Genomic DNA, 24,084 nt, shown 5'->3' on the forward strand with positions numbered 1-24,084 from the left:
TTAGAGGTGTGTCAATACCCCAACTTTGACATTTAATAGCTTAACATAGGATACAACAAGCTATTTTTTAACCATATAAGAAATGCAACTGGAGAAACTCTCCAGTTGCATAGCGTATTGATTGCTTACTTTATAACGTACGGAAGTAAGCCTAAAAAGCGAGCACGTTTGATAGCATTAGCTAATTCACGCTGTTTTTTCTGACTAACAGCAGTAATCCGTGAAGGAACAATTTTCCCACGTTCGGAAATATAACGTTGTAACAACTTGATGTCTTTATAATCAATTTTGGGAGCATTGGTCCCTGAAAAAGGACACGTTTTACGACGACGATGAAAGGGGCGACGTGCAGAGTTTTGATTAGTATCAGTCATTATTCTACCCCTTCTATAGTATTTTCACGTTGACGACGTGGAAAACGAGGACGCTCTTCATCATGTCCAATGTGACTATTGCGATCAAGGTGTGAGAGCATAGCAGATTTTTCTTTTTCGTGTTTTTCTACGCGAATGGTCATATAACGCAAAATATCCTCATTGATGCGCATCTGACGCTCCACTTCAGCAATTGCTGAAGCTGGTGCATCAATATTGACTAAGACATAATAAGCTTTACGGTTTTTACGAATACGGTAAGCAAGAGGACGAAGTCCCCAATTTTCTATACGCCCAACTTTTCCACCATGCACTTCAATGACACCTTTGTAGAGACTCAAAAGTTCATCAACTTGCTGCGGTGCAATGTCTTGTCGGGCAAGGAACATATGTTCATAAAGAGCCATTGTTTTGCCTTTCTTCAATTAAATTTCACCGGTTTTAGCGCAAAGCCTCTGCGACTTGTCTTTTTTGGAAATCCAAAGAAGAAAGGACGCGTTTACAATTCGAGACATCTCAGAGCGGAGATACGGGAGGCCGGAAACATTGTATTTCCTACTGATATTTTACAGCCCTCCGTTCAACCTCCAGCTAAAGTGCCGGCAACGAATATTTCATATCTACAGGTTATCTTTTAAAATAGCAAGTTTATGCACATAAAAAAATTGATTTGTTAAATCTTGATATATTTCCTTCTTCTACAAAAAGATAATACTGTAATATAAAGGCAAAGGAGGGAAAAATGGACTTTTTAAACCAAATTGATGTTACACTCTTTGAAATGTTTGTCGGCAATCATCAAGCTTGGTCGATTGTAGTTTTGTTTAGTATTTTTTGTGCAAAGTTTTTAATTTATATTATTCCTCTCCATCTTTGTGCGTTGTGGTTTTGTGGTGGGGAGAGGGAACGGTGTGTTGTGCTAAGCATTTGCATGAGTATTTGTGCATCTCTTTTCATAGGTTATCTCATTTCTCTTTTTTATTTTCATCCTCGCCCATTCGTGGTAGGGCTGACGACACCGTTTATTCAACATCGTGCAACAGCTTCTTTTCCTAGTAATCATGCCTTGACCATTGCATCTTATGCAGCTAACTTTTATTTTTACCGATACAAAGTTACTTTTAAATTTGCCGTAGTGTTTTTATGCTTAATCTGTTGGGCGCGCATCTTTGTGGGCGTACATTATCCCTTTGATATTTTAGCAGGTGCACTTTTAGGAAGTCTCATAAGTTTGGGTGTTATTCAGTTTATAGCACCCTATTTCCCTAAGTTTTTATATCAAATTCCGCCCTTAAAATATAATTTTAAGTGTGGTATTCGTTTTAAATAAAGGGCTTTATCTTGATTTGTGCGGATGAATAAGGTCAAAAGAAAATAATTTAATTGTACAGTTTTAGGAGTTGATAAATGGGTGCAGCTTTTATTTTTCCAGGGCAGGGGAGTCAACTTGTTGGTATGGGAAAGGCGCTTACAGAGCAATTTATTGCCGCACGGATGGTTTTCGAGGAAGTTGATGATGCTTTGGGTGAGAAATTATCAAAGATTATTTTTGAAGGACCAGCAGATGTTTTAACGTTAACAGCAAATGCACAACCGGCATTAATGGCTGTATCTATGGCTGTCATTCGTGTGATGAAACAATTAGGGCTTCGTATAGAAGACAAGGTAAGATTTGTTGCTGGTCATTCTTTAGGCGAATATTCGGCTCTTTGTGCTGCTGATACATTTACTCTCACAGATACGGCAAGGCTTTTGCGTACTCGTGGCAATGCTATGCAGGCTGCTGTCGCGGTTGGAGAAGGTTCTATGGCTGCATTAATTGGTTTAGAAGAGCACATTGTGGAAGAAATTTGCGAAACTGTTTCTGGAGAAGGACTATGTCAGATTGCTAATGATAATGGTGGTGGGCAAATTGTTATTTCAGGTAAAGCAAAAGCAGTTGAGACAGCGGTAGAGATTGCATCAACAAAAGGTGCAAAACGTGCACTTCTTCTTCCAGTTTCTGCACCTTTTCATTCGTCTTTAATGCAGCCTGCTGCTGATGCCATGAAGAAAGCGCTTTTGACTGTTAATAAAATGGAACCTATTGTTCCTTTAATTGCCAATGTTTCTGTTACACCAGAAAAGGATCCAGAACGTATTGCTACTCTTCTTGTCCAACAAGTGACGGGGAGGGTGAGGTGGCGTGAAACAATAGAATGGATCGGGGCTAATGGGGTTGATACGCTTTTTGAAGTTGGTTCTGGAAAAGTATTAACAGGTTTAACGCGTCGTATTAACAAGGATATAAAAGGGGTAACTATTGGAACAGTTGATGAAATAGAATCAGCGCTAGGTATGCTTGGCGTTTAATCTATAAGGAGTTTAAAAATGTTTAAATTAACAGGGCGTAAAGCTCTTATAACGGGGGCATCAGGAGGAATTGGTGAGGCAATTGCACGCTGCTTTCATGCACAAGGAGCCATTGTTGGACTTCATGGAACACGTGAAGAAAAGCTTAGAGAAGTGGCAGCAGAATTAGGGCAGAATGTTTTTGTATTTCCCGCTAATCTTTCTGAACGCCAATCGATTAGACAATTGGTTGAAGTTTCAGAAAGAGAAATGGATGGCGTCGATATTTTGGTTAACAATGCTGGAATCACTAAGGATGGTCTTTTTGTGCGTATGCAAGATAAAGATTGGGATGATGTTTTAGAAGTTAACCTAACAGCTGCTTCTCTTTTGACGCGTGAATTAATACATTCTATGATGCGCCGCCGTTATGGAAGGATTATTAACATTACATCTGTTGTTGGTGTTGTGGGAAATCCTGGACAAACGAATTATTGTGCTGCAAAAGCAGGCTTGATAGGTTTTTCTAAAGCATTGGCACAAGAAATTGCTTCGCGAAACATCACTGTCAATTGTATTGCTCCAGGATTTATTAAATCCGCAATGACAGACAAGCTTAATGAAAAGCAAAAAGAAGCCATTATGGCTGCGATTCCGATGAAACGTATGGGAAGTGGGCAAGAAATAGCCGCTACTGCTGTTTATTTAGCAAGCGATGAAGCAGCCTATACGACAGGTCAAACACTCCATATCAATGGTGGAATGGCAATGATTTGAGTATTTATTTTATTCCACATTGATTTATGAGTTGTATTATTTTAGATAGTAACGATTGAAATGGATAGATGCATCTATTTCTTTAATATGGTCGTTGATCAATTGATGTCGGAATGTCAGATTGGTTCATTTTGTAGGGGATATCCACAGGATGTTTTAAATCATTACTAAAATCTTTTAAAGTAATGCATCTATTGCTTGATTAGATGAACCGATATAGTTAACCAAATTATAGGAAATATAAATTCGAGGATTTCAACATGAGTGACACAGTAGAGCGCGTTAAGAAAATTATCGTGGAACATCTTGGGGTTAATGCTGATAAAGTTGTAGAAAATGCAAGCTTTATCGATGATCTAGGGGCTGATAGCCTTGATACGGTTGAACTCGTTATGGCTTTTGAAGAAGAGTTTGGGGTAGAAATTCCAGATGAAGCTGCTGAAACGATTTTTACAGTTGGCGATGCAGTCAAGTTCATTGATAAAGCTTCTGCGTGATTACTAAAGGGCAAAGGCATAAATTGCTTTTGCCTATATTCTTCGGAGCTCTTTTGAAAAGAGAGCTTTGAGAGGTGAAGTTTAGTTCAAGGTTAGAAGTTATGAGACGTGTTGTTGTTACTGGTTTAGGGTTGGTATCTCCATTAGCTGGTAATACTGAATATAGTTGGAAACGACTTCTTGAAGGAAGAAGTGGTGTCCGACGTATCACTGAGTTTGATGTGTCAGATTTGCCATGCCAGATTGCTGCGCGTATCCCCTTAGGGGATGGAACAGAGGGGACTTATAATGCTGATTTGTATATGGAACCTAAAGAGCAACGTAAAGTTGATGCATTTATTGTTTATGCAATGGCTGCTGCTAACCAAGCGCTTGCAGATGCCGAATGGTTTCCTAAGAGTGATGAAGATCAGATTTGTACAGGCGTGTTAATTGGTTCGGGAATTGGGGGAGTTGAGGGTATTGTTGAAGCTGGTTATACGCTTCGTGATAAGGGCCCACGTCGTGTTTCTCCTTTTTTTATTCCAGGTCGTTTGATTAATCTTGCTTCTGGTTATGTGTCTATTCAATATGGTTTACGGGGGCCTAATCATTCTGTTGTAACGGCTTGTTCAACAGGGGCGCATGCAATTGGTGATGCGGCACGTTTGATTATGTTTGGTGATGCAGATGTCATGGTGGCAGGGGGGACTGAATCTCCGATAAATCGGATATCTCTTGCAGGTTTTGCAGCTTGTAGAGCTCTTTCTACTTGTCGCAATGATGATCCTGAACGGGCGTCACGTCCTTATGATATTGATCGTGATGGTTTTGTGATGGGGGAAGGAGCAGCTGTTGTTGTTTTAGAAGAGCTGGAACATGCCAAAAAACGAGGAGCGCGTATTTATGCTGAGGTTATTGGCTATGGTTTATCTGGTGACGCTTACCACATTACAGCGCCTTCAGAAAGTGGTGAAGGGGCTCAGCGTAGTATGATAGCTGCTCTTAAGCGTGCACAAGTGAATGTAAGTGAACTTGATTATATTAATGCTCATGGTACATCTACGATGGCTGATTCCATAGAGCTAGCGGCTGTTGAGCGTGTTTTAGGGAGTTATGCACCACAAGTTTCTATGTCATCAACGAAATCATCTATCGGGCATTTACTTGGTGCAGCCGGTGCTGCTGAGGCTATTTTTTCTATTTTAGCTATACGGGATAATATAGCCCCAGCGACACTTAATCTTGACAATCCATCGATTGAAACGAAAATCGATCTTGTACCACACAAACCGCGTGAACGAAAGATTGATACGATTCTTTCTAATTCTTTTGGATTTGGTGGGACAAATGCATCGTTGGTGATGCGACGTTTTAGGGGATAATAAGTATTTTTATTTAATTTTTGCTTTTGAGTTTTCTACTTTATTATAAGGTGAATAAGAAATTATAATATTATCCTTAATCGCTATTGAGGGGTTATGTCCGATGTGAAAAATGGAAAATCATTAAAGGACGTAAGTGATTCCTCTTCGAATCATTTAGCAGATAGTTATGACATGTTAATACATAAAAAACGAAAGAAATCATCTATCGTCCGTAATCCGTTGGTCATTCTCGGTCATTTTTTTCTTATGCTGATTGTGATTATTCTTTTTGCCATAAGTATTCCTCTTTATATTGGAAAAAGTATTTTTGAAGAAAAGGGAAAAATTGAGGAAGAACAAATTGTTCTTATCCATCCTGGTACCGGAATTCGTGAAATTGCTTCATTGCTAGAAAAACGTGGTTTCATTCGATCATCAGATATTTTTGTTTATGGGGTTGGTTATCACCAAAAAACAACGCATCTGAAGGCTGGTGAATATTTAATTCCAGCTCATGCTTCGATGCAGGATATTATGGATATTCTTGTGAAAGGAAAATCTATAGAGTATACATTTACAGTACCTGAAGGTTTAACGGTTCAGCAAGTTTTCGATCGATTAGCTGCGAATGAAATTTTGATTGGAGACCTTCCAAAAATTTTGCCTCCAGAAGGTTATTTAATGACGGATACTGTTCGTTTTATTCGGGGAACAACGCGTAAAGAGATTGTAAACAGGTTGCGTGAAGGACAGACAAAATTAATTCATGCTATATGGGCTACGCGTTCACCTGATTTACCCATTAAATCAATTGATGAATTTGTTATATTAGCCTCAATTGTTGAGAAAGAAACGGGAATTGCAGCAGAAAGACCAATGGTTGCTGCGGTATTTTATAACCGCCTTACAAAGCATATGCGTCTTCAATCGGATCCAACAGTAATTTATGGTCTCTTCGGAGGAAAAGGAAAACCATCCGGTCGTGCAATTTATCGTTCAGATCTTGAGAAGGAAACACCATATAATACTTATAAAATTAATGGTTTGCCCCCAACGGCTATTGCAAATCCAGGTCGAGATTCTTTAAAAGCGGTGGCACATCCACCAAGCAGTGATGCACTTTATTTTGTTGCTGATGGTTCAGGAGGGCATGTTTTTTCTCGAACTTTAGAGGAACATAATATGAATGTTCGCAAGTGGCGAGAATTAAAGGCAAAACATTGAATTTATAGTGATAACACATCTTTTTGCATCGTAAATGAGAATCCCAAATATAGTAAAATTTTTCTATTTAAATTTTTTATGAGAATGATAAAAAATCATTTTCTTGTCTGTCACAAGTGGGTTGGCGTATGGATAAAAATATTTAAGAAAAAAGTGAATATACTGCTAATACCTTATCTCAAAAAAGAGCAAAATAACATTGAGAATTGCTAAGAAAACACATTGATTAGGGGAGAGGTTGAGATAATGTATAATTCAAATTTTGGAGAAACATTTATGAACAAAGTAGAGTGATGTAATGACAGTCTTTGAAAGTAAATTGAGTGCTATAAAAATAAATCAACGCCGCGGTTTTTTATTTATTCTTTCTTCGCCTTCAGGTGCTGGTAAATCAACAATTTCTCGATTACTTCTAAAAGAGGGACAATTAGAGCTTTCCGTAAGTATGACCACAAGGAAAAGGCGTCCTAGTGAAGTAGATGGGCTGCATTATTACTTTATTTCAAAGGAAGAGTTTGAATATAAGCGTGATAGGGATGAATTTATTGAGTGGGCAGAAGTTCACGGAAATTATTATGGCACTTTACGTGAAACTGTTGAAAGCGCATTGAATGCTGGCCAAGATATGTTATTTGATATTGATTATCAAGGTACCGAGCAGCTGCAAAAAAAGATGCTAGGAGACACTGTATCTGTTTTTATTCTTCCACCATCAATGAAAGAGCTTGTTTCGCGTTTACATCGTCGAGCAGAAGATAGTCAAGATACTGTCAATTTGCGATTGGAAAATGCACGAACGGAGTTAAAGCATTGGCTTTCTTATGATTATGTTGTGATTAACGAAGATTTAGATCAGTCTTTATCTTTTATTAAATCAATTTATTTAGCTGAAACCGTAAAACGTGAGCGTTGTTCGTATCTTGGTTCTTTTGTTGATGGGCTTATTGCTGAAAAAATCGATAAATATTGTGATTAAAAAAGGTTTTATAACACAAAGTGCATTTTTTAGAGCACTAGATGCGCTAAAGTTACAAATTCAGAAATCGAGAGCGTTTCAGCACGGCGCGTTCCATCAATTCCAGCTTTTTCTAATAGCTCTTCACCTCCAAGTATTTTGAGATTTTGACGAAGCATTTTTCGTCTTTGCCCAAAGGCGGTTTTTGTGACGAGGCTTAGTTTTTGTGCAGAGCAGGAAAGAGGTTGTATTCGCGGAATAATATGAACAACGGAAGACGTTACTTTAGGTATTGGTATGAAGGCTTGAGGGGGGACATCAAAAGCAATTTTAGCAGTGGTACGCCAGCCAGTTAAGACACTAAGACGTCCATAATGAGTAGATTGAGGTTTAGCTGTAATCCGTTTGGCAACTTCACGTTGAAACATCAATGTCATTGATTCATAAAAAGGAGGCCATGGTTCAGTCAAAAGCCAATTTAATAAGAGTTGTGTCCCAATATTATAGGGAAGATTTGCAATAATGCGCGGTTTTACAGGGCTTGTTTCAAAGAGTTTTGAGAAATCTTGCTTCAGTGCATCATTACAAATAACTTTTAATTTTTTAGGATAGTGTTTTTCTATTTCTAAGAGAGCCGGTATGCAGCGCTCATCGCGTTCTATTGCTGTTACAATGGCACCCTTTGCTAGCAAGGCACGTGTGAGACCTCCAGGACCAGGACCAATTTCAAGAACAGGTTTTCCTTCTATATTGCCTGCTTGATGAGCAATTTTAGATGTTAAATTAAGATCAAAAAGAAAATTCTGCCCCAAAGATTTATGCGCTTGTAATCCATATATATCAATGACCTCACGCAGAGGAGGGAGATTATCTATTGGCATGGGTTTAAACTATTTTTTGCAAGTTGATTTGCAAGTTTAAGAGCAGCAATAAAGCTTTCGGGAGAGGCTATCCCTTTATCAGCAATGTCAAAAGCAGTCCCGTGATCTGGAGACGTGCGAATAAAAGGTAGACCTAACGTGACATTAACAGTGCTATCAAAGTCTAATGTCTTAACAGGGATAAGGGCTTGATCATGATACATACAAATGGCAACGTCATATGCTTTTCTTGCGCATTCATGGAACATTGTGTCGGCAGGCAGCGGGCCTGCAATATTGAGTCCTTTCTTTTTAAGATATTCAATAGCAGGAGTGATAATTTCAATATCTTCTTTTCCCATTGCACCTCCTTCTCCAGCATGAGGATTAAGACCAGCAACAGCTAGTCGGGGTGACGTTATTTTAAACCTTGTTTTTAAGTCATATTCAGTAATAAGTACCGTTTGAATAATTAAATCACGGGTAAGCTGTGAAGGAACATTTTTAAATGGAATATGAACAGTTATTGGTACTGTTTTTAATCGGGGTCCTGCTAACATCATAACTGGATGATAACATTTATGAAAAGCTTTATGGGCTAAATCGGCTAAAAGTTCTGTATGACCTGGAAATTGAAAACCGGCATCATAAAGACTCTTTTTTGCAATAGGACAAGTGATAAGTGCACATGCATGGCCATTTTGAATCAATTGAACACAGCGTTTAATTGCTTCAATAATTCCAGCGGCATTATTCGATGAAGGTATACCTAATTGATCACTTTGTTTGTTTTTTAACGGTATGATAGGAAGAGCGTTTTGAAAATTTTTTGCAGGATTATTGATTAAAACAGATTGCACCTCAACATCAATCTGTAAAAAACGAGCGCGCGAACGAATAACATCTGGATCAGCAAGAAGTACAAAAGGTGGAATTTGGCGCGTAACACGCAAATTCCACGCTTTTAATACTATTTCAGGACCAATTCCGGCAGGATCACCACCGCTAACAATAAGAGCAGCCATTATGAATTTTGAATGCGTGCCACTCGGCGCAGTTCTCCTAAATATTTGTCGCTTAATTCTTCAAGTTTTTGCGGGCTTCTTTTTTTACTATCTTGAAGAGAAAATATCAGTCGAGCGACATAATCATCAGAAACTCTTTTTATTTTGCAGACAGCAATTGCTTCGATTCCATCAGATGTTTCTTGTAATTTTGTCATCTTTCCAGCAGGCGTTGCAAGAATAGCTTGTTCCCATGCATTAGGAAGTTGTGGCTCCAGAAACTTTCCTAAGTGGCGGATAGTAACGTCTAAAATACCTCTTGCTTGATTGTGAGCATTGGCACATCCACGGAAATGTGCGCGAAAATTACTTGCTTCTCTTTGACGTCTTTCAAAGATCTCTGAACGACGATGTGCAGGAATGACAAAAACAATTCGCTGTAATGTATATTCGTTGGTTGAAGGTTTTACACCACCATTTTTTAATATTCTGCGTACAGCTTCTTGTTCGCTAATCATACCTGTTTCAGCTTGATAGCGTGCGCTAACAAGACGCCCCCATCCTATTTGTCCACGGATGTAATCTTTAAAGTGTTGCACTGTGATCTCAGTTTGGATCAGAATCTGGTTGAGCTGATCAATCGTCATATTATTTTGTGTCGCAAAATTCTCAAAAGCTCTATCAACTTCATCATTGCTTACTTCAATATTACGACGTTTTATTTCAATATTTTTTAGCTTTTCGTCAATAAGCTCTTTTTTAGCCTGTGCCACCAAATTGCCTTGCTTTTGTTGTAGCCTGAGAAAAGCAAGGCGTCTTTGTATATCATAATTTGTGATGGGGTTGCCATTAACTGTAACAACAATAGAAGTCTGTGCAAAGACTGTCGGAATCAAAAATCCATTTATTAGCAGGCTACTTACGCTCAAAGATGCAATATAAAATAAAGCAAGAAAACGCTTTTTCAATTTATTCATGTAAATAGGCTTTCGCATTGTTTATTAATTCTCATCAACAACTTAAAATACACGCTTTCTTTCATAAAAACAATGATAAGTTAAATGACTGATACATTCCCTTTATAAATTAATCTATCTTTTTTCCGATATCTGCAATCGTACGCAATGAAAGAGAGAAATTAAAGTTTTGCAAGGGTGCTTTCCTGCCTGGATTCGTTACCTGTTGATAACCGAATGTTAACCCGAAACATTCATCCATATAACTCAAGCTAATTCCTCGCTTTATAAATGTACCAGATACTAAATCATAACCGGCGTTGCTATTAATGGACCAATAATCTGCCAATTTAAGTCCTGTTTGAAAAGAAATTTCTTGGCGCTCTTGAGAATATTCATAATCTGGTTGCTTTGCGATATAGGCATATTGTAGAGCCGCCCAAAAATTTTGCCATTTTTGTGATGCTTCGATTTCACTACGGCGGATTTTTCCTGTTTTTTTATCAAAGCGTCCACGCGTTTCTAAGGAAAAACCACTTTTATGGGTTGTACCAAACATTGCAACATAGTCTGAACGTTTTGCCTCTAAGCTAGAATGAGTACCGACATTGATAAAGTCCTTTTCTGCAAAAGAATTCTTTCCTGCTAGATGAAAGGATTGTCCAATGAGACCATAAAGAGACCAATTATCATTAAGGCTTCCAGAATATCTTATACCTATATTGGCTCTTGTACCACCTTCTACACGATCATAACCAGAAAATTTGTCTCGTTGAAAGAGAGTGGTTGCATCAAAGACAAAGCTTTGAGCATCTTCATTAGGAATTTGTCCAATATATTGTTCATTATTGCGTATAAAAATTTGTGCAGTTGGTTCTATAATATGTGTAGAATGATCAGCTGTAATGAGGAAGGGATAGCGTAGTTCCAACCCTGCTGTTGCCATGCCACGAATTGCTGAACCATGAATTGCGGATAAGGTATTGTTTTCTATAAAATCTGTGTGATTTTCGCTTGCATTGGTTGTAATGATATCAGCTCGTAGAGAGAGAAGAGGGGTCAAGATGAGTCCATTGTGCGTGTTGAAGCGCTTTCTCCACTGAAGCTCGTTTGTTAAACGCAAACTATTTCCAGCCATACCAGAAAGTCTTACTGTGTTGAGAGGGTTTCCGTTCTGGTCGGGTGAACTGAAGTCAGCATGGCGACGATAAACTGATTGCATATTACTATGGAAGGTAAGCTCTCCATTATAAATGGGTTCATCTGGTGTGAAAAAATAATCGATGCGTGGTAAGACCCACGCTTGTCGAGAGTGACGTTCATAATGAGGATCATTCAGTATTGAATCTTGAACTTTAAAATGATAAAAACGCATATCAAAATAATTTTTTCCTGCAAGACCATTCAGATAGATCTGAGAAAGTTGTGTAGGATTGTTATAGTTTTCAAGTTTATAGGCACGACTAAAATGCCGATCTGATTGTGCAAGAATATCCCATCCATAAGTCCAGTGTGAGTTAATACGAAAATCCCCCTTTGTCGCCAGCATATAACGGTTTTTATGTTGGGCATCAATCGTATCATTATCAAATCTATGCGGTTTCATTTGATATATATGAGCAAAGCGAATGTTATAACGGCCCGTTTTTAAACGCTGACGCCATTCCCCTTCGGTTAAAAGCCCTTGTTGGGTATAAACCGTAGAAGAAAGGGTAAAATCATAATGGGGGGCGAGATTCCAGAAATAAGAATTCTTTATCCCCATACCGAGATAATCAGTATAAAAAAAATGAGGAGTAAGCAGACCGCTAGCACGCCTGACAGTTGGATCATAGATCTCAAAATTTGGAAATTTTATAATCGGTACACCAAAAACTTCAAAACTGCTATTTTCAAACCGAATTTTTTTGACGCTATTATTCCATATGATCTTTCTTGCTTTAATTTTCCATAGGACGTCTCTATCTGGTTTATAAGAGCAAGGTTCACAGGCTGTATAGGTTGCATTTTCAAAGACTGTTATGTGATTGTGTTTGCGTGTAGCATTTTGGGCTGAAAAGTGAACATTGTTGGCTGTATCAATACGTAGGGCGTTTACAAAACCCTCGCCAAGATCTTTGGTCATATCAATTTGGTTGGAATAAATTTTATTACCATCCTTTTGAGTAATTTCAACGTTCCCTTGTGCTATAAGCCGTCCTGTTTTTTGATTGTAAATAATTTTTTGAGCGACAACTTTATTGCCATCATATTCGATTTGGACATTACCGTGTGCAGAAACAGTGTTTTCATCACGATTGTAGATGAGTTCATCCGCAGAGAGCAAAAGAGGAGGTTCCAGATTTTGAATGCGACTTTGAGAAGGAGATTGAAGGCTTTGAGCGTGCGCACAATAAGACAAAGCACTTCCTAAAATACCCCCCACAACACTTTTAAAAGCGAGAGCACTTAATTTTGTTAAAATAGTTTTTTTAAGTGTTAATGCTTTCACTTAGCCATCCTCTTTATGAAGTAAAAAAGAGATTCCTAAGAATAACGCAATAACAACGGGTGTCCAAGCTGCAATAATTGGTGGAATATATCCAGCATTACCGAAAGCTTGAACAAGTACGGAAATAACATAAAGCATAAACCCAGCTATTACGCCACCAAGAATCAACATTCTAGATTGCCCAAAACGTGTAAAATTTAAAGATACAGTTGCTGCAATGAGGGTCATTGCCACAAGCAATGCCGGTAATGCAATCAAAGATTGGAAATACATATCAAAATTATTAGCAGAATAGCCAAATGAACGTGCAATCATAATTTTTTTTGGCAATTGGTAAAATGGAATAGTTGCGGGATTCACTAAACGTTCCGTTAAAAATTCAGGTTTTAGATTGGTTTTTATTTGCAACACGGTAAATTTTTCAGGAGGATACCCTATTTTATAGATTGTTCCATTTGTTAATAGCCAAAATCCATTAGTCAAGGTTGCTTTTGGGGCGTTAATCCAATTTTTAACGGTTGCATTGTCATTGTATTGTACAAAGGTGGCATCGAGAAGAGAAAGTCCTTGATCGGTGATAGATTTAGCACCAATGGTTGTTCTGCCTAAATTTGTACGTTGTGTTAACCAGTGGATACTTGTATTGTGAAGAGGTGTTAGTACATTGTGATTGCGCCATTCAGTCATCTTTTTTTCTGCTTGAGAAAATCCCCATGCAGCAAGTGGATTAATGAGAAGAATTGAAAATAATCCTAAAAGAAAAGCTCCAAAACAAGCTGGCATAAGAAATTGCCATGCAGAAACACCGATTGAACGAGTCACCACAAGTTCAAGTTTTTTGTTGAGCGAGATAAGCGTTGCCATTGCAGAAAAGAGTGCAATGAAAGGGATAAGTTGTTGCATGATAAAAGGGATGCGTAAAACAGAGAGGAAAAATGCATCTTTTGCTGTATAATGCGGAAGGGAAGATAGCCTACCGGAATTCTCTGTGAAATCGATTAAAAGAGCAAGAACAAAAATGCTTCCCCAGAAATAACAAGTTATTTTAAGATACCGTATAAAAAAATATCGTCCAAGTGTCCACCCAATCATGATATTTTATCCGAGGAATCTTGAGATTTTCGATGTTCAAATTTGTTCATTATTTTTTGAAAAGCGATTTGAAGTATCTCATTAACTTTTGTGGGAAGCCCAATTTTATGATTCGTTAAAAGCATAAAAAAGACAAATGCACTTGTTCCTATAGGTATAATATAAAGGAGAGGAACGTATGCAAGATCGCTTTTTGCTTTTTCTGCGAAAAAATATCCTATCCAATACACCAGAAAAGAAAGGGCAATTGCCGAGATATTTGCGGAATGACGAGCTTGTCGATGGGAGCGTACATCCCCTGCTGCTGCTAATGCAATAAGTGAAAAAACAATAGGGTAGAGCCATTGTGTTAATCTGCGGTGAAATTCAGCTTTATATTGGAGTGGTTTTCGTTGATAGTAGGGATCTTTTGGGTCAGGGTTTTGTAAATAAGAAAGAGACCGATCTTTTGGATAAAGAGTAGGTGTTTTATCACTAGGGATAAACTCTCCTAGGCTAAAAGTATATGAGCTAAATTGCACGATTGAAACACTGTTATTTTGATGATTGACTCTTTCTATTTCACCGTTATTGAGAACCAGAAAACTGCCGTTTTTATTGCTCACAATGGATGCGTCTGTTGCATAATAAAAAAGATCAGTCTTAGGATCACGCTGGTCGGCAATGAAAAGGCGTTCAAGTGTTCCATTTGGATTTCGTTCGCCAATTTCTATGTAAAGGTTATTGGCGAGTTTTTGGAAGCTCCCTTCACTAATGAATAGATTAATAAGATCAAAATGAGCGCTTGCTAGCATTTGTCGCATATGAAGACGCGCTTGAGGAACAACAAAATTAGCTATAGAAAAGGAGATACAGGATGCAACAATAGCAAGAAGAAGGATAGGTTTCCAAACAGTACTTTTAGGAAAACCAGAGGCATTGATGACAGCAAGTTCTGAGTCTTGATGCATTGCTGAGAGGATGGTTGTAATTGCGATGACTAATGCAAACGGAATGACAACAAAAATAACAGAAGGAACCAATGAGAGTGAAAATTGTAAGACTGTGAGGAGTGTTTGTTTACTTGTTGTGAGAAAGTTTATCCGTGCAAGAATTTGTATAGTCCAACTAACGCCCACTGCTGCAATCATGACAGAACTAAACAAAACAATGACACGTTTCAGGATGTAGAACTCAATAATACGCATAAATTGGGGAAAATCCTCAGTTTTTAATTCGATAGCAAATATTCTTACTGCTTTCGGTTAAAATGTAATAAAGTTTGAAAAAATACCCTTTCATGAATTGGATATTTTTACCAAATAAATAATATAAAATTGCCTATGAGGTCCTCTTTAAATTTTCCGTACATTATATTTTATTTTCAACTATAGTCTACAAAGAATCTAGAAAATAACTTAAAAAACTTTTTTATTAACGTTGAAGATAAAAATTTTTGTCTTTTAAAGACACGTGCAAAAAGATAATGCATCTCAATCAAAAAAGAGGGTTTATATCTTGAACCGTTTCCTTTGTATTAGGGATATAGAATTTTTTTTAAAAAGATGTTAGCTTTTTATAAAGAATGATGAAGGCTTAAGAGATTGGATATTTTATTCTATCATTTGACGCAGTCAACGCTGAAGGATATTTTGCCGACGCTTGTGGAGCGTGCATTGGCTCGTTTTGGTAAAGTAACAATACAATGTGTGAGTAAAGAACAACGCGATTCTATAGATATACATTTATGGGTTTATACTGATGAATCATTTATTGGACATGGAACGGAGTGTGATCAATATCCAAACTTTCAGCCTGTATTTCTTACGACAGGACAAGAAAATCCGAATGATTCAAAGATTCGTTTTCTCATAGAGGGAGCTGTTTGTTCGGATATTGATGCTTATCAACGGCTTGTCGTGATATTTGATGGTAGAAGTGAAGAGCAGTTGAATCTCGTTCGTGCACAGTGGAAAAAATATAAAATGGAAAATCATAATTTAACGTATTGGCAACAGACTGAAGATTGTCGCTGGGAAAAACAGGTTTAATGCGTCTTGTATCTATTGTTCTGATTTTTATAGGATTACTGGGAATAGTAAATCCTGCACTTTTTATTACGGAAGGCTCAGGGGGAGGGCGTTGGGTTTTTATTGTGATTTTTCTTTTAGGCATGTTAAATATATGGACTATAATTAAAAAAACGAAACGCCATAATGATAATTATTGATCGAATTTTGCTTGTTTTATGGGCTGTGATGTTGGCCTTCTTTTGCGTTTCATGGTTGGGGACAACGCATATCTTATCAGAAATGTTTGCTGTTTCTTATATAAGCAATATTGCAGATTTTTTATTTTTCTTTTTGAGTGCCTTGTTTGCAGGAATATTGTGGTGGAAAATACCTCAACCCCTATCTTTAAAAACGAAACTGGCAGCATTTTTGCCGCCAGTCCTTATTTTATTCTTCGTTATTATATTTTAGTTGGATATTTCATCATCTGTAAATCCGACGAAGCAAATCAGTGAAATAAAAGAAGCAAGAAGCAAATAATAACCGATATAAGATGTATCGAAATGTTGCACCAGATATTCTGCAATATAAGGCGCGAGAGATGCTCCTACAATAGCAGATAAATTGAAAGTAATAGAAGAACCGGTATATCGAATTGCTGTTGGGTATGGTGAAGCCAAAACAGCACCAAGAGGACTGTATATCATTCCCATGAGAGATAAGCCAATGACAGACATTGCAAGGACTCCTATAACTCCAGAATTTAAGAAATAAGGAATTGCGAAAGAATAAATACCGGTGATGATTGTAATCCAAATCATCAAAGTTCTACGTCTAATACGGTCAGCGAGTCTTCCCGTGATGACAGTAAAAATCCCACAAAAAATAGCACCGACAATTTCGATTTGAAGAGCTTGATGAAATGGCAATTGCAAATGGTTTGTTGAATAGCTTAACAAATATGTAGTAACCAAGTAAAACAAAACAAAAGTTGCCATACCAGAAAATATTCCAAGAAATAGGATTCGTGGACATTTTAAAAAGACATCTATGATAGGAACTTTGACATGTTTTTTACTTTCAAGAGTTTTTTTGAATTGAACAGTTTCATTGATTGAAAGACGGACCCATAATCCTATAATCATAAAAACAACTGAAGCAATAAAAGGAATACGCCATCCCCAAGCTAAAAGTTTTTCACGATCAAGGAAATGCAGCAGACCCAAATAAACAGCAATAGATAAAAACAAACCTATTGAAACGCCTAATTGGGGAAACATTGCATACCAGCCGCGCTTTTCTGGAGGGGCATTTTCTGTAGCGAGCAAAACAGCTCCTCCCCATTCTCCTCCTAATCCAATTCCCTGTCCAATACGGCACAAGGTTAAGAGGAAAGGGGCAAACCACCCAGCTATTTCATAAGTAGGAAGAAAACCAATAATGACTGTTGAAAGACCCATTGTGAGAAGAGAAGCGATAAGTGTTGCTTTTCTTCCAATCTTATCTCCAAAATGTCCAAAAACAACTGATCCAAAAGGGCGGGCAAAAAAGGCTGCTCCAAATATTAGGAAAGATTGTAAAATAGCAATTTGATCATTTTGTGTTGGAAAAAACACATGAGGAAATATAAGAGCTGCGGCAGTGCCAAAGACATAAAAATCAAAGAATTCAATTGTTGGGCCAATAAGGCTTGCAAATAAAATCCGACGAGGGGAGTTTCTGTTGCTTGTAGCTTTCATTTCTGAGTTTATAGACATGAATAGAATGTCCCTTTTAGTATATGACAAATCAAATGACGAGTTAACTGACTATAACTATAGAAATTTCAAATCGGTGTCGAGTCAATATTATGACACTTCGTTATATATTAGAACAATGATTATGGACTGATGAGTATGAATAAGTGATCTATATATTATCCATATTGAATAAAATAAAGACACTGTTTTAAATGCTGTAGAAGATGGCAATAGGTGGCCATAAACGCAGCTCTCATTCACATTGCTGTTTCCTTTAAAGTTTAATGCCATTTTTATCTATTAAGGAATCAATCTTATTCGTAGATCAGTGTTTAGTGTCTCAAAATATTAAAAATATTTTTCATGGATGCAATTATAACACTTTTAAAGTGTATCTAAAACAAATTAAATCTTTTAGTTGTGCATGCATTTTAAAACACATGGTGTATATTTGATCTGTCAGAGCTTAATCCATCGAATGCTTTGCTATCTTAAAAGACATGAGGTTGAGCAATTACGTTGTGTTGTTTTGATCTATGCACTTTTTTCTAAATGGGAGAATTTAAATTTAAAATTATGGAGTGTAAATAATGCAACGCAAATTGAAATTAAGTTTTTGTGCGGTAATGGCCAGTGGTTTTTTTGTCAAGATTGCGAGTGCATATGGAGTAGCTACACCAAGAGAAAAGTTATTAACACCAGTAAGTATCAGTGAACACCTAGAAGAGACAAGAAAGTTGTTATCGGAAGTGAGGGGACTAAAAGAAAAAAAGGGGGGATCAAAAAAGATAGAGAATAAACAGACAGTAGAAGGAAGTGATCTTTCAGAAGAGGAAAGGAAGAGATTAGAAAAGCTATTCTTTGAAGTACTCCCAAATTCAATAATAAGCGATGGTGCTACGATCTATATTACTAACCGTGACTCTGAAGGTTCTGAAATAAATAGCTTTAACTATAAAGATGCAGCTTATTCCATTAATAATACGGTTAGAGAAGGGGGAAAACTCTACATTGATGCAGCAAGTGTTAGCAGGGATACGACAATTGAGCATGGTGGGATTGAGTTTGTCCAAAACTTGAGCAGTTCGGAATATGCCGCTGTTAAAAAAGGGGGAAAACAAATTGTTGAGAGTGGTGCAAATGCAGAAGGGGCTCAAATCCATGGCGGTGAGCAGATTATTTTTGGTAAGGGGTTTCTTGGGGATGGTTTGTCGCGTGAAGATAAGGCAAGTAGTGCTTATGGCACTGAAATTCATGCTGCAGATGGAATGCTAGGAATACAAAGTGTCTATAGTGGGGGGATGGCTGTTGACACAAAGATTATGAAAGGTGGTGTCCAGAATCTTGATGGTAAAGAGAATTTTCATAACGGTTTCTCAGAAGATGCTGATACAGCCGATATAAAAGATGAAGATTTTACAATTAATGAGGGGGCTTTTGCACTGAGTACCGAACTTTTTAAAAATGGTATGCAGAATATCTTTGCAGGAGGGAATGCGAGCGAAGTTACTTTATACGATAGAGCTACTCAGAAGATATATGATTCTGGATACGTGGATAATCTAACAATTAATCATCAAGCACAATCATGGGTTTTTGCCGGTGCAATATTAGATAAGGATACAAATGTTAATGATTTTGGCAACCTCTATCTCTATGCTGGAAATGGTGAAGCTGTTACGGAAGTAGAAAATCTTAATTTAAATGGAGAAGATAGCAAACTATACATTATTGCGTCTGAAGATAACGGCAAAAAAACTGAGATTAATGTTAAGAATTTAAAAGGAAATGGGAGAGTTATTTTTACGTCTTTAGGGACTAATAAGCATTATTCACAGCTTAATATCGATGATCTTTCAGGTTCTTTACATTTCGATTTTAATGTCAATTTTGCCAAGCAGCTTAGTGATTATCTTGTGATTAAAAAAAGGGGCTCTGGTTCTCACACAATAAGTGTGGCTGATTCTGGGCGTGAAATTACAAATTCTTCTTACAAAAAGCTTAAATTAATTACTGATCGCAGCGGAAATGCCCATTTTACTCTGACAAACACTTTTGGTGAAAAAATCGGAACTGTTGATGCCGGAACCTATCGGTACAGTTTGAAACATAGAAACAATAAGGGTACTGGTAAAATTTGGTACTTAGATGCAAACCACACCATTGATGAGACAACTTCTCAAGTTTTTGATAGTGTATTGAAACCATATACTGGTTCATCAAGTGATTTACTTACAGAACTCACAATTGATCAAGGAACAACTATTTCTATTGCAGATCCTAGCTTTGACACGAGTAGCAAGGAAGTTGATAGCAATGGAGAAACTTCAATTAGTAATACAGTTAAAGATGGTGGAAAGCTTTCCGTTTATAGCGGTGGTTTTAGCTTGTATACGACAATTCAAAGAGGTGGCACTGAGCTTATTAAAACACAGGGTCTTTCACAGGATACTATTGTTCATAAAGGTGGGCAACAAAAGGTTAAAGAGGGGGGAAAAGCTGAAGGGGCTAAAATTTACGGAGGTGAGCAATTTGTTTCAGGAAAGTCTGATATTAAAGGTGCGACGGTGAGGAGCAGCGCCTATGACACTATCGTTTCTGGTGAGAATGGAGTGCGAGGATATCAGAATGTGTATGGTGATGGAGAGGTTTTTAACACACAGATCATGGAAGGAGGGATACAAAATCTTTATGGAGAAGAGGATCTAGACGAGTATAGCAGTTTTGCCTTTGATACGAAGGTCTTTTCTGGTGGACAGCAACATGTTTTAGCGGGAGGAATCGCGATTGGCGTTCTTTTAGAAGGGACTGCTTTTCAGGCAATAGATTTAGGAGGTTATGTAAAAGATTTAACCGTTAAGGATCAAGCACAATCATGGTTACATGGTGGCGCAACATTGGAAGGAAAGACAACGGTTAATGATTCTGGACGGATTTATCTTTATGCTGGTGCAGAGCAATCTCGTACTGAAGTAGAAAAAATTGTCTTAAATGGCAGAGATACAAAATTGTACGCGATTGCCTCTAATATAGATGGTGAAAGTTCTTTGATTGAGAATCTGAGTGGGAATGGTCGTGTTATTTTTACTTCTACCGTGTTTAATCCACATTACTCTAAACTTGAGATCAATGATCTTTCAGGGAGTTTACATTTTAGGTTGCATACTAATTTTGCAGAACAGCGCGGTGATTATCTTCTGATAAAACAAGGATCAGGTAATCACACCATAAGTGTTATCGATTCTGGTGTTGAAATTACCAATTCTCCTCTACAAGATCAGAATTTAGTTTTGGAGCTTGATTTAATTCATGTTCAAAGCGGAAATGCGCATTTTACTCTGACAGATTTTTCTGGTGAAGAGACGAGTACGATTGATGGTGGAGCTTACATGTATGGCTTAAAGACAAAAGATGATAATGGGGGAAAGACTTGGTCTTTGGCTACATCACAAATAACTTCTGCTCCTGTAATTCCTTCACCTCATGTGGAGTCGCCTATAGATAAGCTTCCTGAAAAAGAAGAAAATATGACATCGTCAAAAGATTTTAGTATCTCTGATGTAATTCATTACAGCATTGGGGAAGGAGGAGGAATTCTACAAAGCTCTTGGCTCGGTGATGATAACGTAGTTTATGTCTCTGATGATGGAGAGCAAGGTGTTCTTAAGAAGTCTATTAATAATACAATTCAGGGATCAGGAAGACTTTATGTTGAAGCTGGTGGTTTCAGTAAAAATACAACCATTGAAAATGGTGGTGTTGAGATTGTAGGGGAACAAGGGATTTCAGAATTTACGATTATTTACGAGGATGGAAAACAAAGAGTGGAGGGAGGAGGAACCGCATTGAGAGCTGAAATTTATGGTGGGGAGCAGCTTGTTTTCGGAGATGGTTATGTAAATGGTGGAATTGTGGGGAGCAGCGCTTATAACACGATACTGTATGGTCAAGGTGATACGCCAGGACAGCAGAATGTATATGATGATGGGATGGCTGTGGGAACAAAAGTGATGAGTGGAGGAATACAAACTCTTGCTAAATGGTTTCCTAATGATGATAACTTTGCAGAAAAAGCCGGCGGTTTAGCTGTAAATGCTGAAATCTTTTCAGAGGGTGTGCAGCGTGTTTTAGCAGGAGGTGAAGCAAATACAGTCATTTTACGCACTGGTGGTGTTCAAGAAGTCTATGCAGGTGGAATTGTAAAGAATCTAACGATTGAAGGTAATGCTAATTCATGGATTTCTCCTGGTGCAATATTAGGAGGAGAAATAAAAGTTCAGGATTTTGGTGGGCTCCATCTTGATGCTGGAGATAATGGTCAACAAACTATAGTAGAAAACATTGAATTAAACGGAGAAGACGCTCAATTATACTCCGTTGCTCGTGGGTTTGACGATAAAAGTACACGCATTCAGCAGTTAAGCGGTGTAGGAAAAGTCATTTTTACTTCTTCTGAAGATGATTTATATTACTCTCAGCTTTATATTGATAATCTAGCAGGGAGTCTACATTTTGACCTTAATGTTAGCCTTGCAGAAGGAAAAGGTGATTACCTCTTTATTGAGAATGGGAGTGGTTTTCATACAATAAGTGTCGTAGATTCTGGTATTGAAATTGTTGATCCTTCTTCAACAGAACTTGATTTAATTTTTGATCAAAGTGGAGGAGCACATTTTACCCTGAGAAGCTTTTCTGGTGCAAATGTTAAAACTATTGATGGCGGAACCTATACGTATGGTTTAAAACAGAGAATTGATGAGGGTGGGGGCGAAAAAGTTTGGTATTTATCTGCAGTATTTATTGATAATGTTTCATTTCTCAACAGTTTACCACGTAGTAGAAGCAGATCTGTGCGGCATTTAAATCAAAATCAATCGGTTTCTTCTCTTTCAACGATTGCAGCACCACAAGCGCATGTTATAAAATTGCCACGTCGAAGAGAGAACTGCCAAAACTTAAGGCAAAAATCTCAGGCTTCTGTATCTCCAACTGTTTTCTCTCTTGGAAGTCACGTTATTGAAGTTTTAGGTTCAGGAAGTTCTCATCCTCTTTCTGATGAAAAACAACAAACTGCTGTTTCAACCTCTTCTCAATCTTTAGCCGATCAAATGATTTTACGTCCAGTTCATAAAGAACAACCTTTGCCACAATTTAGTGAGAAACTTTCAGTTTCTCACTTTTTGACCACTCCCTCTACAGATGCGGTATTGTCTATGTCTGTGGCTCCAGTGATGGTTTTTCACAATGAAATGCAAACCGTACGTGCGGGAAGAGGAGTTCTAGATAAAAGTAAAAAGAATGCAGCTTTATGGACTTATGCGATTAAATCTAAAGAGAGCATTGCGACAGAGCATATAGATTTTAAACTGGATCAGACCGGTATCGTTTTGGGGATCAATGGTTTAGGCGAGTGGGAAAATGGAGAGTTTTATATAGGTGGTTTTGGCAGTTATGATCGTGCCCGTGTTGCGCATGCACGGGGGGGTAACAGTGGAATCAATACTTATGGTATTGGTGCTTATGTCACTTATTTTGATCATAGTGGATGGTATCTCGATGGTATTTTAAAATACAATCATTATCAAAATACTCTAAAAGCCGTTTCAACGAATGGTTTAGAGATTGAAGGAACATATACTCAAAGGGCATTGGGAACTTCCTTTGAAGCTGGTTATCGACTTAAGACGTCAAAGAACAGTTGGTTGCAGCCTTATGGACAATTTACATGGTTGCGTGTTGAGGGTAAAGAAATCAAGTTATCGAATGGCATGACAGGTGACATGCGTCCATTTACTTCATTACGCAGTGAGGTTGGCTTATCTTTAGGATATGAATTTGGTTCTCACATGGATTCCTCATCGCTTGCGTATATTACAGCAGCATGGTTGCGTGAGAATAAAGATGACAATCAAACATTAATTAATCAACGTCATCCATTTACCACGGACTTATCGGGCAATGCAGGTAAGTTAGGATTAGGTTTAAGCAGTTTTGTGAGTGAGAAGTTAAAGTTATATGGTGAGGCCCATTATGTTAAAGGACATAAAACAAAACAGTCCTTTCAGGGTATTTTAGGTGTACGCTATAGTTTCTAACGATATGGTTATTTTTTAGTTATCTTTAAATGTATGATTAGTTTTTTTAAGTTTTTAATGCAGCATCAGAGAACAATTTTTCAGAGCACGCAGCTTCGTTGTTCATGATAAACTGTATACCCTTATATACTTGATTATGCATTACTTTTTTTTGATAAGAAAATTCTGAGGAAATGCTAAAGAAGCACTATAAAAACGCCCTTATATTCTTGATCAAAAAAGTATTAAAAAAACTGTAAAGAACGGTTTTTTATGAAATAAGGAGGATTTTTAAGAAGGATTGTTGCAATCTAAGGTTGAAAATATGTTTTGTAGAGCTAATTACGTTCAGTGTCTATGCAGGCGTGAAGGG

At 37.5% G+C, this 24,084-nt stretch carries 20 protein-coding genes; 11 read left to right on the forward strand and 9 right to left on the reverse strand.

The genetic code is table 11. From position 1 onward, the window contains the following. Window positions 1-125: 125 nt before the first annotated feature. Window positions 126-374, reverse strand: a complete 249-nt coding sequence (gene rpsR, locus ACFINY_RS00805) for a 30S ribosomal protein S18 (RefSeq protein ID WP_012754957.1) — start codon at window positions 372-374, stop codon at window positions 126-128. Next, window positions 374-781 (reverse strand): 30S ribosomal protein S6, encoded by a 408-nt coding sequence (gene rpsF / locus ACFINY_RS00810; protein WP_375611231.1) that lies wholly within the window; start codon window positions 779-781, stop codon window positions 374-376. The genes rpsR and rpsF overlap by 1 nt, the downstream gene beginning before the upstream one ends. Window positions 782-1,116: 335 nt before the next feature. Between rpsF and ACFINY_RS00815 the strand changes: the two genes are divergently transcribed. From ACFINY_RS00815 to gmk, 7 genes are all read left to right on the forward strand, one after another. Continuing rightward, a complete protein-coding gene (locus tag ACFINY_RS00815) occupies window positions 1,117-1,704 on the forward strand; it encodes an undecaprenyl-diphosphatase (RefSeq protein WP_375611232.1) in 588 nt (195 codons plus the stop codon). A 77-nt stretch (window positions 1,705-1,781) separates the two neighbouring features. Next, the gene (fabD, locus tag ACFINY_RS00820; RefSeq protein WP_375611233.1) at window positions 1,782-2,726 is read left to right on the forward strand and encodes an ACP S-malonyltransferase; all 945 of its coding nucleotides are present in this window, start codon (window positions 1,782-1,784) and stop codon (window positions 2,724-2,726) included. 18 nt (window positions 2,727-2,744) lie between these two features. After that, window positions 2,745-3,482: a 3-oxoacyl-[acyl-carrier-protein] reductase gene (gene fabG / locus ACFINY_RS00825; protein WP_375611234.1), complete on the forward strand. Its 738-nt coding sequence runs from the start codon at window positions 2,745-2,747 to the stop codon at window positions 3,480-3,482. 260 nt (window positions 3,483-3,742) lie between these two features. Then, on the forward strand, window positions 3,743-3,979 hold the full coding sequence (locus ACFINY_RS00830; RefSeq protein WP_004860281.1) for an acyl carrier protein: 237 nt from the start codon (window positions 3,743-3,745) through the stop codon (window positions 3,977-3,979). Between the two features lie 101 nt (window positions 3,980-4,080). Then, entirely contained in the window at window positions 4,081-5,343 is a 1,263-nt protein-coding gene (fabF, locus tag ACFINY_RS00835) for a beta-ketoacyl-ACP synthase II (RefSeq protein ID WP_375611235.1), read from the forward strand. Window positions 5,344-5,439: 96 nt separating this feature from the next. After that, window positions 5,440-6,549 (forward strand): endolytic transglycosylase MltG, encoded by a 1,110-nt coding sequence (gene mltG / locus ACFINY_RS00840; RefSeq protein ID WP_375611236.1) that lies wholly within the window; start codon window positions 5,440-5,442, stop codon window positions 6,547-6,549. A gap of 298 nt (window positions 6,550-6,847) precedes the next feature. Further along, complete coding sequence (gene gmk / locus ACFINY_RS00845) at window positions 6,848-7,525, forward strand: guanylate kinase (RefSeq protein WP_375611237.1); 678 nt, start codon at window positions 6,848-6,850, stop codon at window positions 7,523-7,525. A 29-nt stretch (window positions 7,526-7,554) separates the two neighbouring features. On the opposite strand, the gene rsmA is transcribed toward gmk, so the two are convergent. From rsmA to lptF, 6 genes are all read right to left on the reverse strand, one after another. Then, on the reverse strand, window positions 7,555-8,385 hold the full coding sequence (gene rsmA / locus ACFINY_RS00850; RefSeq protein WP_375611238.1) for a 16S rRNA (adenine(1518)-N(6)/adenine(1519)-N(6))-dimethyltransferase RsmA: 831 nt from the start codon (window positions 8,383-8,385) through the stop codon (window positions 7,555-7,557). Continuing rightward, on the reverse strand, window positions 8,376-9,389 hold the full coding sequence (gene pdxA, locus ACFINY_RS00855; protein WP_375611239.1) for a 4-hydroxythreonine-4-phosphate dehydrogenase PdxA: 1,014 nt from the start codon (window positions 9,387-9,389) through the stop codon (window positions 8,376-8,378). The genes rsmA and pdxA overlap by 10 nt, the downstream gene beginning before the upstream one ends. After that, window positions 9,389-10,345: a SurA N-terminal domain-containing protein gene (locus ACFINY_RS00860; protein WP_375611240.1), complete on the reverse strand. Its 957-nt coding sequence runs from the start codon at window positions 10,343-10,345 to the stop codon at window positions 9,389-9,391. Before ACFINY_RS00860 ends, pdxA begins: the two co-directional genes overlap by 1 nt. 109 nt (window positions 10,346-10,454) lie before the next feature. After that, window positions 10,455-12,815, reverse strand: coding sequence for an LPS-assembly protein LptD (locus ACFINY_RS00865; protein ID WP_375611241.1), 2,361 nt, complete (start codon window positions 12,813-12,815; stop codon window positions 10,455-10,457). After that, complete coding sequence (gene lptG, locus ACFINY_RS00870) at window positions 12,816-13,907, reverse strand: LPS export ABC transporter permease LptG (protein WP_375611242.1); 1,092 nt, start codon at window positions 13,905-13,907, stop codon at window positions 12,816-12,818. Beyond that, a complete protein-coding gene (gene lptF, locus ACFINY_RS00875) occupies window positions 13,904-15,094 on the reverse strand; it encodes an LPS export ABC transporter permease LptF (RefSeq protein ID WP_375611243.1) in 1,191 nt (396 codons plus the stop codon). Before lptF ends, lptG begins: the two co-directional genes overlap by 4 nt. A gap of 396 nt (window positions 15,095-15,490) precedes the next feature. Between lptF and ACFINY_RS00880 the strand changes: the two genes are divergently transcribed. Genes ACFINY_RS00880 through ACFINY_RS00890 form a run of 3 tightly spaced genes read left to right on the forward strand, consistent with a single transcriptional unit; the run spans window position 15,491 to window position 16,369 of the window. Then, window positions 15,491-15,937 (forward strand): DNA polymerase III subunit chi, encoded by a 447-nt coding sequence (locus ACFINY_RS00880; RefSeq protein WP_375611244.1) that lies wholly within the window; start codon window positions 15,491-15,493, stop codon window positions 15,935-15,937. Then, entirely contained in the window at window positions 15,937-16,116 is a 180-nt protein-coding gene (locus ACFINY_RS00885) for a hypothetical protein (RefSeq protein ID WP_375611245.1), read from the forward strand. The genes ACFINY_RS00880 and ACFINY_RS00885 overlap by 1 nt, the downstream gene beginning before the upstream one ends. Beyond that, a complete protein-coding gene (locus ACFINY_RS00890) occupies window positions 16,103-16,369 on the forward strand; it encodes a hypothetical protein (protein ID WP_375611246.1) in 267 nt (88 codons plus the stop codon). The genes ACFINY_RS00885 and ACFINY_RS00890 overlap by 14 nt, the downstream gene beginning before the upstream one ends. On the opposite strand, the gene ACFINY_RS00895 is transcribed toward ACFINY_RS00890, so the two are convergent. Beyond that, window positions 16,366-17,655 carry an MFS transporter gene (locus tag ACFINY_RS00895; protein WP_375700760.1) on the reverse strand — a complete coding sequence of 430 codons (1,290 nt, stop codon included), beginning with the start codon at window positions 17,653-17,655 and terminating at the stop codon, window positions 16,366-16,368. The genes ACFINY_RS00890 and ACFINY_RS00895 overlap by 4 nt on opposite strands. 572 nt (window positions 17,656-18,227) lie before the next feature. Here ACFINY_RS00895 and bafA point away from each other — a divergent pair. After that, entirely contained in the window at window positions 18,228-23,732 is a 5,505-nt protein-coding gene (gene bafA, locus ACFINY_RS00900; RefSeq protein ID WP_375611248.1) for a BafA family autotransporter, read from the forward strand. The last annotated feature ends 352 nt before the right edge of the window (window positions 23,733-24,084 follow it).

The sequence above is a fragment of the Bartonella sp. AA23NXGY genome (assembly GCF_042197165.1).
Classification (GTDB): Bacteria; Pseudomonadota; Alphaproteobacteria; order Rhizobiales; family Rhizobiaceae; genus Bartonella.